The 13,186-nt window shown below is 73.1% G+C and carries 10 protein-coding genes; 2 read left to right on the top strand and 8 right to left on the bottom strand.

All coding sequences use genetic code 11. The annotated features are described in order from the left end of the window. Positions 1-95: 95 nt before the first annotated feature. The 4 genes from ACZ5CW_RS04760 to ACZ5CW_RS04745 form a co-directional block, all read right to left on the bottom strand. A complete protein-coding gene (locus ACZ5CW_RS04760) occupies positions 96-1,760 on the bottom strand; it encodes a glycosyltransferase family 2 protein (RefSeq protein WP_468598353.1) in 1,665 nt (554 codons plus the stop codon). After that, a complete protein-coding gene (locus ACZ5CW_RS04755; RefSeq protein ID WP_468598351.1) occupies positions 1,757-3,979 on the bottom strand; it encodes a CDP-glycerol glycerophosphotransferase family protein in 2,223 nt (740 codons plus the stop codon). The genes ACZ5CW_RS04760 and ACZ5CW_RS04755 overlap by 4 nt, the downstream gene beginning before the upstream one ends. A 101-nt stretch (positions 3,980-4,080) precedes the next feature. Further along, complete coding sequence (locus ACZ5CW_RS04750) at positions 4,081-4,947, bottom strand: ABC transporter ATP-binding protein (protein WP_468598349.1); 867 nt, start codon at positions 4,945-4,947, stop codon at positions 4,081-4,083. Then, a complete protein-coding gene (locus ACZ5CW_RS04745) occupies positions 4,940-5,854 on the bottom strand; it encodes an ABC transporter permease (RefSeq protein ID WP_468598347.1) in 915 nt (304 codons plus the stop codon). The genes ACZ5CW_RS04750 and ACZ5CW_RS04745 overlap by 8 nt, the downstream gene beginning before the upstream one ends. A gap of 204 nt (positions 5,855-6,058) precedes the next feature. Here ACZ5CW_RS04745 and ACZ5CW_RS04740 point away from each other — a divergent pair, with 204 nt between their 5' ends. After that, complete coding sequence (locus ACZ5CW_RS04740) at positions 6,059-6,697, top strand: TetR/AcrR family transcriptional regulator (RefSeq protein WP_468598345.1); 639 nt, start codon at positions 6,059-6,061, stop codon at positions 6,695-6,697. Between the two features lie 66 nt (positions 6,698-6,763). Here ACZ5CW_RS04740 and galE read toward each other — a convergent pair whose 3' ends face one another. Genes galE through ACZ5CW_RS04725 form a run of 3 tightly spaced genes read right to left on the bottom strand, consistent with a single transcriptional unit; the run spans position 6,764 to position 10,745 of the window. After that, positions 6,764-7,744: a UDP-glucose 4-epimerase GalE gene (gene galE / locus ACZ5CW_RS04735; protein WP_468598343.1), complete on the bottom strand. Its 981-nt coding sequence runs from the start codon at positions 7,742-7,744 to the stop codon at positions 6,764-6,766. Next, a complete protein-coding gene (locus ACZ5CW_RS04730) occupies positions 7,741-9,429 on the bottom strand; it encodes a glycosyltransferase family 2 protein (protein WP_468598341.1) in 1,689 nt (562 codons plus the stop codon). Before ACZ5CW_RS04730 ends, galE begins: the two co-directional genes overlap by 4 nt. Positions 9,430-9,473: 44 nt before the next feature. Beyond that, the gene (locus ACZ5CW_RS04725; RefSeq protein ID WP_468598339.1) at positions 9,474-10,745 is read right to left on the bottom strand and encodes a glycosyltransferase 87 family protein; all 1,272 of its coding nucleotides are present in this window, start codon (positions 10,743-10,745) and stop codon (positions 9,474-9,476) included. 256 nt (positions 10,746-11,001) lie between these two features. On the opposite strand from ACZ5CW_RS04725, the gene ACZ5CW_RS04720 reads away from it, so the two are divergent. Continuing rightward, positions 11,002-12,666 (top strand): glycosyltransferase family 39 protein, encoded by a 1,665-nt coding sequence (locus tag ACZ5CW_RS04720; RefSeq protein WP_468598337.1) that lies wholly within the window; start codon positions 11,002-11,004, stop codon positions 12,664-12,666. Here ACZ5CW_RS04720 and ACZ5CW_RS04715 read toward each other — a convergent pair. After that, positions 12,614-13,111, bottom strand: a complete 498-nt coding sequence (locus ACZ5CW_RS04715; RefSeq protein WP_468598335.1) for a MarR family winged helix-turn-helix transcriptional regulator — start codon at positions 13,109-13,111, stop codon at positions 12,614-12,616. The two genes, ACZ5CW_RS04720 and ACZ5CW_RS04715, sit on opposite strands and share 53 nt — an antisense overlap. Between the last annotated feature and the right edge of the window lie 75 nt (positions 13,112-13,186).

Here is a 13,186-nt window from a genome sequence, read left to right as displayed (position 1 = left end):
TGCCGCCGCGCCCACCCGTGCCGCCCCAGCGGTACGACTGCCCGCAGCCAAGCAGGTGCGAGCGTCACCGAAGGGGCGCGGGGAACCGCGTCCGCTCATCTCAGCAGGCTGGAGGCCAGCTTCGCCGCCTTGCGGAGCTTGGGGCGGGCGATTCTCCGGACCACGGGGCGGATGACCCGGGCCGTCACGCCCACCGGCCGCCAGCGGAGCTGCAGGCGGCCGGGGTTGCGGCCCTCCGGTTCGATGGTGACCTCGTGCGGAGTCGCGCCCGAGTGGTAGTCGACGCGGGCCGTACGGGTCGGGAAGTCCGGCGGCGCCAGCAGCAGACCCGAGTGGGACAGGCCCTGTTGCTGGAGGCGGACCATGGGGTGGCGTACGCCCTCGAAGCCCTGGAGGGGGAGCGGCGCGGCGGCGAGGTCGAGCTGGACGGTGCCCTCGAAGACGCCTGGGCGGACCGGGTCCAGGCGGAAGGGGACCGTCATGCGGCGCCCGCCGGGGGCCACCAGCAGGCCGGCCCGCTGCGGGCCGACAGGCAGCCGGAGACCGGGGTCGTAGGTGCGGACGGCGAGGGTGAGGCAGGCGCCCGGACCCGCCGTCAGCGCGGTGATCTCGTGGCGGAACTGGGCGCTGGGGAACGGCCGGGTGTCCAACTCCAGGTCGGAGAGGTTCAGTTCGCGCCGGGCCTGCTCGGAGTCGGGGACGCGGTCGCCCCAGTACGGGATCCCGGAGTCGTCGGTGGTGACCTGGCGCGGCGCCACTCCGTGCCCGAGGCCGCGCGCCGCCAGCCGGGCGTCGGCCAGGCGGCCGTCCCGCAACAGCCGCAGCACCACCCGCTCCGGGCGGGGCAGCCGGGCGTACGCGCCGGGTGTCAGCGTGTCCAGGTAGGGGTTCATGATCTCGGCGAAGGAGCGCAGCCACTCCTCGTCCCGGAACGGCAGGTCGCCCGCGTACATGCGGAAGTCGTGCTTGAGGAACTTGTAGTCCTTGTCCTCCCGCAGTGCCGCGTGCCCGCTGCTCACCAGGAAGTCGTCGATCAGGTGCTGGACATGGACGCGGTCGCGGACGTTGGAGATCTTGTGCCGCTGGTTGGAGATGGACGCGGAGGCCGCCTGCGCGAACGGCTCGATGTACCAGACGTACACCGGGTCCGGGATGATCGTGAACGCCTCCGCCAGGCAGTAGGCCTGCGCCGAGAACAGCTGGTCCTCGTAGTGGATGCCCTCGGGGAAGCGGAGCCGGTGCCGGTCCAGGAAGGAGCGGGCGTACATCTTGCTCGTGGACAGGTGCTCGAACAACAGCCGCGGGTCGTCCTCGATGCCCTCCAGGGTGCGGCGTTCGGTCACCAGATGCGGCATCCAGGTCGTGCGGCGCCCGTTGTCCACCCGTACCCGCCGCACCGCGCCCATCGCGAAGTCGACCTCGCGTTCCCGGTGCGCGGCGAGCAGCAACTCCACCGCCCGCGGCGGGAGCTCGTCGTCGCTGTCGAGGAACATCAGGTAGGGCGCCCGGGCGATCTCGATGGCCTGGTTGCGCGGGGCGCTGCAGCCGCCGCTGTTCTCCGGCAGGCGCACGTACCGGATGCGGTGGTCCTGCGCCGCCAGCTCCCGGGCCACGGACGGTGTGTCGTCCGTGGAGTGGTCGTCGCTGATGACGATCTCGATGTCGGCGTGGGTCTGCGCGCGCAAGGAGGCGACCGCGCGGGGGAGGCGGGCCGCGTCGTTGTAGACGATGACCGTGACGGTGACGTCGGGAGTCGTCATGCCGTGGCCTCCTCGGGGGTCGGTGCGGGGGTGCGTTCCTCCAGCGGGAGCACGGGGGGAAGCGCCTCCTCGGGTTCGCCGAGGAAGACCCGCCGTACGACGCGCTCGGCGGCGCGGCCGTCGTCGTACTCGCAGAACCGGCGCCGGAACGCGGCCCGCGCCTTCGCCGCGCTCTCGCCGCGCCAGGCGCCGGAGGCGAAGATCTCCGTCAGCTCCTCCTGGGTGCGGGCCACCTGGCCCGGGTGTTCCGCCATGAGGTCGAAGTAGACGCCCCGGGTGGTGCGGTACGTCTCCCAGTCGTCGGCGTACACGACGATCGGCCGGTCCAGGTTGGCGTAGTCGAACATGATCGACGAGTAGTCCGTGACCAGCGCGTCGGCGGCCAGGCACAGTTCCTCGACGGGGTCGTAGGAGGAGACGTCGATGATCCGGCCGGAGCGGCGCAGGCCGGTCAGCGGGGAGGCGGCGCCGCCGTAGAAGTAGTGGGCGCGGACGAGGAGGACGGTGTTCTCGCCGAGGCGGTCGGCGAGGGCGGCGAGGTCGAGGCGGGGGGTGAAGCCGGCCTCGTAGTCGCGGTGGGTGGGGGCGTAGAGGACGGCCGTCCTGCCCGGGGCGATGCCGAGGCGCTCGCGGGCCGCGCGGACGTCGCCGGCCTTCGCCGTGTAGAAGACGTCGTTGCGCGGATAGCCGTGGTCCAGGGAGGTGTAGCGGGCGGGGTAGGCGCGCTCCCACATGCGCGTGGAGTGGCTGTTGGCGCTGACGCTGTAGTCCCACCTGTCGATGCGGGCGAGCAGGGCGGCGAAGTCCAGGCCCTTGGCGGCGGCCGGGTGGTCCATCTGGTCCAGGCCCATCCGCTTGAGCGGGGTGCCGTGGTGGGTCTGCAGGTGGATCGCGTCGGGCCGTTTGACCACCGCGTTGGGGAAGTTGACGTTGGTCGTCAGGTACTTGGCCCTGGCCAGGGTCTCCCAGTAGCGGCGGGTCCCGGGGATCACGTGGTCCGTGCCGGGCGGCAGCAGGGCCGCGTTCTCCTTCGACACCGTCCACACCTGGTGGATGTGCGGGGCGAGTTCGGCGAGCTTGGCGGCGATCGCGGCCGGGTTGCAGGCGACCCCGCGGTCCCAGTAGGCGGCGAACAGGGCCAGCCGGGGGTCGACCGGGCGGCTCAGGGCACGGCGGTACTGGTGGTCGCGGACCTTCGCGCTCATCCGGCGCTTGCGGGAGCGCACGGCCTTGCGGGCGGCGCGGCGGGCGCGGTTGGCGGCCTGGAACGCGCGGTACCTGGTGTAGGCGCCCTCCTCCAGCAGGGCGTGCCGCACGCCCTCGAGGCCCGCCGGGCGCTGGTGTCCCTCGGGGCGCCAGCGGACCGCCGCGAGGGAGGCGCGGCGGAAGAACTCGCGGGCGACGGGATCGGGCAGGTTCTCGCGGGCGAAGGTGCGCACCAGGTCGCGCACCATCAGGGTGTACAGCACCTTGCGGGCGGCGCGGCGGTCCTTGGTGAGCGCGAGCAGGGACTCGTAGCGGTCGATCAGCGCGAGCCGGTCCTCGGGGGCGCGCGGCGGCAGGCTCTCGGGGCGCAGGACGCGCTTCTCGTAGGCCGCCTGGTTCAGGCAGGCGACGCGGCCGGCGTGCAGCAGGGCCGCGAAGGCGGCGTACGGCTCGTCGTCGGTGGCGAGCCGCTCCTCGTGCGCTCGCCAGAAGTCGGCGCGCACGGCCCGGTTGCCGAGGAGCGGGTCGAGGCGCAGCAGGTCGGCGGCCTGGTCCAGAGTGAGGCTCTCGCGGCCGACGGCGGCGAGGAAGCGGCCGCCGTGGGAGGGGGAGGCGGCGGTCTGCCAGGTGGTGGTGACGTGGTCGAAGAGGAGCACGTCGACAGGGGTGCCCGGGGCGCCCGGGGAGGCCGTGTCGTCCAGCTCGGCGGCCCGCTCGGCGATCAGGCGGGGCGCGCCGGCCGGCAGGCCGTCCTCGGCGCGTACGAAGTGCAGCCAGCGGCCGGACGCGCGGGCGGCACCGGCCGCCCGCGCCGCCGCGTCACCGGTGCCGTCCGGCAGCGGCACCACGATCGTCTCCGGGGCGTGCTCCTCGGCCGTCTCCCGCGCCCAGTCGCCGACCGCGGCGACGATCACCTCGGCGTCGGGGAGCGGGTGCGCGTCCAGGGAGTCCAGCAGCTCGGTCAGATGCCCCTGTGCGTTCGGTCCGTAGACGATCACGCTGAGACGGGGCATCGCAAGGACTCCTTCGGCTCGTCGGCTCCGGGCACCCTTCACAACATAGCGTTGCTAAGTGGATGAAAGGGATATCCACGCTGGAGGTGGGGGAACCGGGCTCAGGAGGGAAGAGTCGCTTTCGGTGTGTTCGGTTGCGGTGTGTCCGCTTTCTTGGCGGCGGGTTTCTTGGGGGCCGGCTTCTTGTCGCCGGTGAAGGCCTCGTACTCCCTCATGACCTCCTCCGTCGGCCCGTCCATGCGCAGCTCGCCGCGCTCCAGCCACAGGACGCGCTCGCAGGTGTCGCGGATCGACTTGTTGTTGTGGCTGACCAGGAAGACCGTGCCCGCGTGCTGACGGAGTTCGCGGATCCGCTGCTCGGAGCGCTTCTGGAAGGAGCGGTCGCCGGTGGCCAGGGCCTCGTCGATGAGCAGGACGTCGTGGTCCTTGGCGGCGGCGATGGAGAAGCGCAGCCGGGCGGCCATGCCGGAGGAGTAGGTGCGCATCGGCAGGGTGATGAAGTCGCCCTTCTCGTTGATCCCGGAGAAGTCGACGATGTCCTGGTAGCGCTCCTTGATCTGCTCCCGGGGCATGCCCATGGCGAGGCCGCCGAGGAAGACGTTGCGCTCGCCCGTCAGGTCGTTCATCAGAGCGGCGTTGACGCCGAGCAGGGAGGGCTGGCCGTCGGTGTAGATGTGGCCGTTCTCCACCGGGAGGAGACCGGCGATCGCCTTGAGCAGCGTGGACTTGCCGGAGCCGTTGGTGCCGATGAGGCCGATGGCCTCGCCCTTGTAGGCGGCGAAGGACACCTTCTTCACCGCGTGCACCCGGCGCACGCCCGAGGCCTTCTCGGTCTGCTTGCGACGCAGGATGCGGTTGAGGGCGGCGGTGGCGGAGCCGCGGCCCGCGCCGGTGCCGTTGACCCGGTAGACGATGTCGACGCCGTCGGCGACGACGGTGGGAACCTTCTCGCTGGTCAGCTCAGCCACGGCCGTACCTCTCTTCAGCCTTCCAGAAGTAGATGAAGCCGCCGACTCCGGCGAGCAGGGCCCAGCCGACGGCCGCCGCCCACACGTGCGGGGGCAGGGCGTCGGCGTGGAAGCTGTCGATCAGCGCGAACCGCATCAGGTCGATGTAGACGGCGGGCGGGTTGATCTGCAGCAGGACGGTGACGACGTGCGGCAGGTCGTCCTTCTCGGCGATCTTGTCGATGCTCCACATCACACCGGACACGTACATCCAGGTCCGCAGGATGAAGGGCATCAGCTGGGCGATGTCCGGGGTCTTGGCGCCCATCCGCGCCACGATCATCGACACGCCGGCGTTGAAGGTGAACTGCAGCACGAGCGCGGGGACCGCCAGCACCCAGGAGGCGGCGACCGGCACGCCGAAGCAGAGCAGGATGACGACCAGCGCGGCCATCGAGAACAGCAGCTGCTGGAGCTGCTGGAGGGCGAAGGAGATCGGCAGGGCGGCGCGCGGGAAGTGCAGGGCGCGGACCAGGCCGAGGTTGCCGGAGATCGCCCGGGTGCCCGCCATGATCGAGCTTTGCGTGAACGTCCAGATGAACACGCCCGTGACCAGGAACGGCACGTAGTCGGGCACGTTGTGCTTGGTGCCGAGCAGGATGCCGAAGATGAAGTAGTAGACCGCCGCGTTCAGCAGCGGGGTCATGACCTGCCAGACCTGGCCGAGCTTCGCCTGGCTGTACTGGGCGGTCAGCTTGGCGGTGGCGAAGGCGGTGATGAAGTGGCGCCGGGCCCACAGCTGGCCGACGTACTCCGGCAGGGAGGGGCGGGCGCCGCTGACCGAGAGGCCGTGCCGGGCGGCCAGCGCCGCGAGGTCTTCGTCGGCCGGGGCCTGGGTCGGAGGCGGTGTGTGGAGGACCTGGCTCACATCCGCTGCTTTCGCTCGGGGGAGGGGGGTGCTGCGTCCGGCTGCCGCCGGAGCTGCCGCGTCCGAGCCCGTCGTCCGGCGTTTCCTCACGTTTCTCTTCACGTTCTCTTACGTCGGGACGGGACCGTATCGTCGCAACGTGAGCGTAGGCCCAACCAACGTCGGAACGCAACCGTTTCGTCGTAGCGCCCTATGCTGTCCGGCATGACGACGAACGCCGACGAGTCCGCCGACGAGCCGCCGACGCGTCCGCGCCGCCGGGCCCCCGCCGGGGCCGCCGTGCTCCGGGAGGACGTGACCGAGGCCATCCGGGCGGCCGTCTTCGAGGAACTCGCGGCCGTCGGCTACGCGCGCATGTCCATCGAGGGGATCGCCCGCCGGGCCGGTGTCGGGAAGACCGCGGTGTACCGCCGCTGGCGCTCGAAGCTGCACCTGGTGCTGGACGTCGTCTCGGCGATGGCGGTCCTGGGCTTCCCGGTCCCCGACACGGGCTCCCTGGAGGGGGACCTGCGCCTGCTCTACGAGGTCTCCTCCCGCGCCCTCCGCCACCCGGTCGCCTCGCAGATCATTCCCGACCTGCAGGCCGAGGCGGCCCGCAATCCCGACATCGCCGAGGCCTTCCAGAAGGCCCTGCGGGACGGTCAGGAGGGCGTGGCCAGCAAGATCGTGGCGGCGGCGGAGCGACGGGGGGAGATCCGCGCGGGCGTCGATCCCGACCTGGCCCTGGACCTGATCTCCGGGCCGCTGTACTGGCGTTCGGTGGTGATCCGTTCCCCGAAGCTCCCCAAGGGCTACCTGGGGAATCTGGCGCGGGCCACGGCGGGGGCGCTGAAGGCGTTGTGACGGTGGGCGGCCCGTCCGGCGGCGGTCCGTGACCGCACGCCGGCGGGTCACCCGAGAGCGTGCCGCCTAGGAGCGTGCCGCCTCGGGGTGGAGCCGTACCCAGCCCTCCCAGGCCGACGCGATCATGTCCTGGACGTCGTACTTGGCCTGCCAGCCCAGTTCCGTGGCGATGCGGTCGGCGGAGGCGACGACGCGGGCGGGGTCGCCGGGGCGGCGCGGGGTGACGGTCGGGGGGCGGTCGTAGCCGGTGACCGCGTTGATGCGGTCGATCATCTCGCGGACGGAGACGCCCTCTCCGCGGCCGATGTTCAGCGTCAGGTCGGTGCCCGGGGAGGAGCCCAGCGCGCGGGCGACGGTCACATGGGCCTCCGCCAGGTCGACCACGTGGATGTAGTCGCGGACACAGGTGCCGTCGGGGGTCGGGTAGTCGTCGCCGAAGATGCGTGGCGGCGCGCCCGCCGTGAGCTTCTCGAAGACCATCGGGACGAGGTTGGAGACGCCGGTGTCGGCCAGGTCCGGGACGGCCGCGCCCGCCACGTTGAAGTACCGCAGGGACGCCGTGGCCAGGCCCGTCGCCCGGCCCGTGGCACGGACCAGCCACTCGCCGGCGAGTTTCGTCTCACCGTAGGGGGAGACGGGACGGCAGGGCGTCTCCTCCGTCACCAGGTCCACGTCCGGCATGCCGTAGACGGCCGCCGAGGAGGAGAAGAGGAAGGAGGGGACCTCCGCCGCCGTGACCGCCTCCAGGAGGACCCGCAGGCCCTCCACGTTCTCGCGGTAGTAGTGCAGCGGACGCTCCATCGACTCGCCCACCCGCGTCTTCGCCGCCAGGTGGACCACGCCGGTGATCTCGTGCTCGGTCAGCGTACGGGCCAGCCGGTCCGCGTCCAGGACCGAGCCGCGCACCAGCGGGACCTCCGCCGGTACGCGCCCTTCGACGCCCATGGACAGGTCGTCGTAGACGACCGTGCGCTCGCCCGCCTCGGTCATCGCCCGTACGACGTGCGCCCCGATGTATCCGGCGCCGCCGGTGATCAGCCAGGTCATGTGCGGCCGTCCCCTCGTGAGGTGTCCGGGTGTCCCAGTGAAGCAGCCGGTGTCCGGCGGCGCAGCAGCCGGCGCAGCCGGCCGCGGGCCACCCTGAGGACTCCGCGTACTCCGGTCGCCACGCGCAGGGCCAGCGCGCCGGAGTGGGTCGCGTACGGCTGCGCCAGCAGTACGCCGTACCGGGCGCTCGGGACGGCGCGCCGGCGCAGCCGGCCGGCGCCCGCCAGGGCGTGCGCCGTGACGTCCCGGTGCGCGCCGTCGGCGAAGCGGAGGGTCAGCCGCAGGTCCCAGGTGCCTTCGCCGAGCCCGGCCAGGTCGACGGGCACCTCGGCGGACCAGGTGTCCGCGCCGGAGGGGAGGAGAGCGGTGGTCGCACGCGCGGCCGTCCGGTCGTCCTCCCGGGAGTGCCAGCGCACGTCCACCTCGCGCGGGCCCGCCCCGGCCACCCTCCCGTACAGCTCGTGCAGCCGCAGGCGCAGCAGCGACGCACGCGCGCGTGGCCGCAGTTCCGCGTCCACCGCGAGCGGGAGGGCACCGGTGGGAAGGGTCAGCACAGGGGCCAGGGAGACCTGGGGGAGGCCGGTGGACCAGACGGGCAGCCCGTCCGAGGCGCGGGCGCAGGGTGGGAGCAGGCGTGCCGGGCGGGCGGCGAGTTCCCGCAGGCGGGGCAGGTCGCGCGGCTCGGGGGACGCCAGGACGACCCGTGCCACCAGGCGGCCGGGCCCGGCGGGGTTCGCCTCCCAGTCGGCGGCGTCGTAGCGCGCGAGGTACTCCCGGGTGTGTCTCCACCACGCGCGCCGGTAGTGCGCGTCGCGCAGCCCCAGCTCGCGCGCGTACATGCGCACGTCGTGGTCGAGGAACTTGGCCCGCGCCGCCCGCGCCAGCTCCTTCTGCCCGGCGCTCAGCAGGATGTCGTACGCCAGCGCGCACGCATCGAGGCGCGCTTTCCAGTTGTCGACGCGTTCCCGGTCCAGGGAGAGCGACAGTTGTCCGGCGGTGCGGCGCACGTGCCACACGTACACACGGTCCGGTACGAGTGCGAGGCGCGGGCCGGCGGCCAGCACGCGCGCGGTGAAGACGAAGTCCTCGTAGAGGAAGCGGCCCTCGGGGAAGCGGATGCCGTGCTCGCGCAGGAAGCCGGTGCGGTAGAGCTTGTTGACGCACAGCGTGTCGTGGACCAGGCGCGGGCGCTGCGAGGGGCGCGCGAGGACGCTGTGCGCCGTGTAGAGGGGCTCCTGCCAGAGCTGTTCGCGTCCCGACGGCAGCTCGCGGCGCACGCACAGCCCGCTCGCGACCTCGGCGCGGGCCCCCGTGGCCGCGGCGAGCAGCGCGTCCACCGCACCCGGCGGCAGGACGTCGTCGCTGTCCAGGAACATCACGTACGGCGCCGTCACCGCGTCGATGCCGGTGTTGCGCGGGCTGCCGCAGCCGCCGCTGTTCACCCTCCGGCGCACCACGCGCAGCCGGGGCTCCCCGGCGGCCAGCCCGTCGAGCAACTCGGCGCTGCCGTCGGCGGAGCAGTCGTCCACCGCGATCACCTCGGCGACCGCGGGCCCCTGCGCCAGCGCCGAACGCACGGCGTCGCCCACATGGGCACGGTCGTCGTAGCCGATGACGACGACGGCGACCCGCGGCGTCGGAGGCCGGTCCGGGGCAACGGTCGGATCTGGCGTGTCTGGATGCATGGGGTCCACCGGCCGGAGGTACAGAAATATTCGGTCATACCCCGTTAAGAGATGCTCAGCGCTCGTTCCGGAAGACGGTCGGAACCGGGGCGGGGTTGCGTCGGTGGCGTGTTCTTTCCGGCCGGTGGCCGCGCGGCCCGCCACATCCGCCCGAAGGACAGCACGGCGGCGGCCGCCAGCAGCGCGTTGCGGGCCAGCATCAGCAGGCAGCCGCTCCAGCTGCCGTCGATCACCTCGCGGTAGCACATCGGGTACGCCACCGTGCTCAGCGCGGACGCCGCGAGGATCAGCGCCGCCACCGGCCGCTGGCTCGTGTACCGCGAGGTCAGGCACACGGCGGCGAGCCCGATCAGCCAGATCAGGTACTGCGGGCTGATGACCCGGCTGGTGACCGTGAACAGCAGCACCGCGCTCAGCGCCGCGTCGTACGGCGTGGCCTCGCTCCAGTGACGCGCCCGTACCCGCCACAGCACCAGCAGCCCGAAGGCGACCGCCGTGAGGGCGAGGGAGGCGTTCGCGACGGCGTGCACATGCGGCCCGACCAGCTCCATCGATCCGTACCGGTAGCGGACCTCGCCGCTCCAGCCGGCGTGCCGCGCGAGGTTGAGCGCCGTGCCGCCGAGCGACTCGATCTGCACCCCCCGGCCGCCCTGCTCCCGCAGGAAGGACAGCGGGGCGGTGAAGCAGACGGCGAGAAGTCCGAGGGCCGCGGCCCCGGTGGCCGCCGCCCACGCCCACGCCCTGCGGGTGGCCCGCCGCGGCGGCGTGCCCAGCAGCACCAGCGCCGGCCACCCCTTCACCAGCGCGCCCAGCGCCCCGAACACCCCGCCCGCGCGCGGGGAACGCGACATCGTCAGCAGGGACAGGACGGCCAGGGCGGTGACCTCCACGTCGTACCGGGCGAGCGGGAGGTGCAGCAGCAGCGGCAGGCCGCCCGTCCACAGGGCCGCGCCGAGCAGGCTCCGTCCCGGCCGCCCGCCCGCGCGGAGCAGTGCCGCCGCGATCAGCGCGTCCACGGCCAGGGTCAGCGCCACGAACGCCTGGAAGTACGTCAACCCCGGCAGCAGACCCGGCGCCAGCAGCGCCGCGCCCGCGCCCGGCGGGTACTGCCACAGCGGGTCGTGTGCCGGGAAGGAGCCGTGCGCGAGGAGGCCGTACCAGTGGAAGTACAGCCGCTCCACCTCACGGGAGACCGAACCCCGGCCCAGCAGCGGGGCGCTGTCGTGCAGGAGCAGCCACAGCATCAGGGCACGGGTGGCGAGCCAGAGGGCGGTGAGGGCGAGGACCGGGCCGGGGGTGACACGGAGGCGGTTCATCACATGGGAGCCTAAGCGGTATGGATGGGGTATCCATGCTGATACGCCGTCAATGCGGCGCAAAGATTGGCTAATCGCAAAAGATCGGGCCGTGGTGAACGTCGGGCTTCCCGTGAGAGCACAGTCGCGCCGGGCGGCTGGAGCGAGAGCTGTCGCGTCTACCGGTGCAACGACGCAGCCGCCGAACGGTGCGCCGAACCGCGTGCCGAGCCGTGGTCCGGGGGGCCCTGCGGCACGGGCCCGCCGGTCCGCCGCCGTGTGCGCGCCCGCCCTGGCGATACTCGCGATCGGGCTGTGGGGGCTCGACCGGGGCGGGATGTGGCGCGACGAGGCCGTCACCTTCCAGGTCGGACGCCGCACCGTGCCCCAGATCTGGCGGCTGCTGCACGACGTGGACGCGGTGCACGGCCTGTACTACCTCCTCATGCACGCCGTCCTCGCCGTCCACCCCGGCGAGGTCGTCCTGCGGTTCCCGTCGGTGTGCGCGGCGGCGGTGACGGCCGCACTGGTGGCCGCGCTGGGCGCCCGCCTGGTCCGGCCGCGCGTCGGGCTGTGGGCCGGGCTGCTCTACGCCGTGACGCCGATGGCCGGCCACTACGCCCAGGAGGGCCGCTCCTACGCCCTGGTGGCGGCCGGTGCCACCGGGGCGACGCTGTTGTTCGTGCGGGCGGTGCAGGGCGGCTCCTGGCCGGCGTACGGCGTCGTCCTCTGCCTCACCTGCTGGCTGCACGAGTTCGCGGTCCTGCTGCTGCTCGCCCACGCGGTGTCGCTGGCGCTGGCCCGGGCGGGGGCGGGGACGTGGCGGGGCTGGGGGCGCGCGTCCGGCGCGGTCGTCCTCGCGCTGCTGCCGATGGTCCTGGTGTCACGGGCGCAGGCGGCGCAGGTCGCCTGGTTGCGGCGGCCGACGGCGGCCACGGCGGAAGGGCTGTGGCGGGGCTTTCTGGGGCCGGCGCCGGGGGTGTACTGGGTGTGCCTCGTGCTGGCTCTGCTCGGGCTGGCCGGGCTGGTGGGGCGACGGGGCGAGGTCACCTGTGCGGGGGTGGCGCTGCCGATGGCGGTGGTGCCGCCGGTCACCTTGATGCTGGCGTCGCAGTTCTCGCCGCTGTACGTCGACCGGTACGTGCTGTACGCCCTCTCGGGGGCGCCCTTGCTGGTGGCCGGCGGGGCCCAGCGGGTGACCGGGGCGCTGGGGCGGTTGCGGCTCGGTTCTCGTCGTGCGCCCACCTGTTCCGCCCCGCGGAACGACTGCCCGCACGACGACGGCCGGCCGAACGGGCGCCCTCTCGACGGCGGCCCGCTGGAGACGTGCTCTGCCGGTGGCCGGCCGGGGACGCGCTCCGCGGAGCGGCCCGGCCCGGGAACACCGGTCCGTTTCCCGGGCCGGAGTTCGCTGGCCACCCTCGCCGGTGTGCTGGCCGTCGCCCTGACCCTTCTGCACCACCTCCCGCTGCTGCGTGCCGACCGCAGCCCGGACACCCGGCCCGACGATCTCGCCGCCGTCTCCCGGTTCGCCGGGCGGGAACTGGGGCCCGGGGACCCGGTGCTGTTCCTGCCGGCCCAGACGCGGAACGTGGCGATCACCTACCCGGGGGCGTTCCGGGGGACGCGGGACGTGGCTCTCGCGGAGGGGGCCGCCGCGTCCGGGACGCTGTACGGGCGTGAGGCCGGGCCCGGCGAGCTGCGCCGGCGGCTGGCCCGGCTGGACCGGGTGTGGGTCGTCGCGGACCGGGCGCTGCTCGCCGGCCGCTGGACCCCGCGCAGTTCCACCGAGCGGACCAAACTCGCCCTGCTGGCCCAGGAGTTCTCGGAGCGCGAGGAGGGCGCACGGGACGGGGTGGCCGTACGGCTCTACGTCCGCCGGACAGACCCTAGCGGGCGCTCTGCGCTTCCGCCGACGCCGCCGCGTCCAGCGCGGTGGTGAGCTGGTCGAGCCGCTCCCGCAGCTCGCCGATCTCCGCCAGGTCGAAGCCGGTCGCCGCCACGATCCGCCGCGGCACCGCCAGGGCCCGCTCGCGCAGCGCCACGCCCTCCTCGGTGAGCCGCACCTGGACCGACCGCTCGTCCTGCGCGCTGCGCTCGCGCCGCACGAGACCGGCTCCCTCCAGCCGCTTCACCAGCGGGGACAGCGTGCCGGAGTCGAGCCGCAGATGCTCGCCGAGCTTCTTGACGGGCAGGTCGCCCTGTTCCCACAGCACCAGCATCACCAGGTACTGCGGGTAGGTGAGCCCGAGGTCCTTGAGGACCACGCGGTAGACGCCGTTGAAGGCACGGGAGGCGGCGTGCAGGGAGAAGCAGATCTGGCGGTCCAGGTGGAGCCAGTCGGTGTCGGAGGCGGCGGTCGGCTGCGGGGTCGGCGAGGTGGTCATGGGTCCAGGGTAGCTCTTGCAAGCCATTTGGTTGTGCACAACTTAATAGTGTGCTCTACTTGGGGGGCGACGGAC

The organism is Streptomyces sp. NPDC031379, assembly GCF_055569615.1.
The sequence above is the reverse complement of the archived record's forward strand: the minus strand, read 5'-3'. Positions and strand labels throughout refer to the sequence as shown.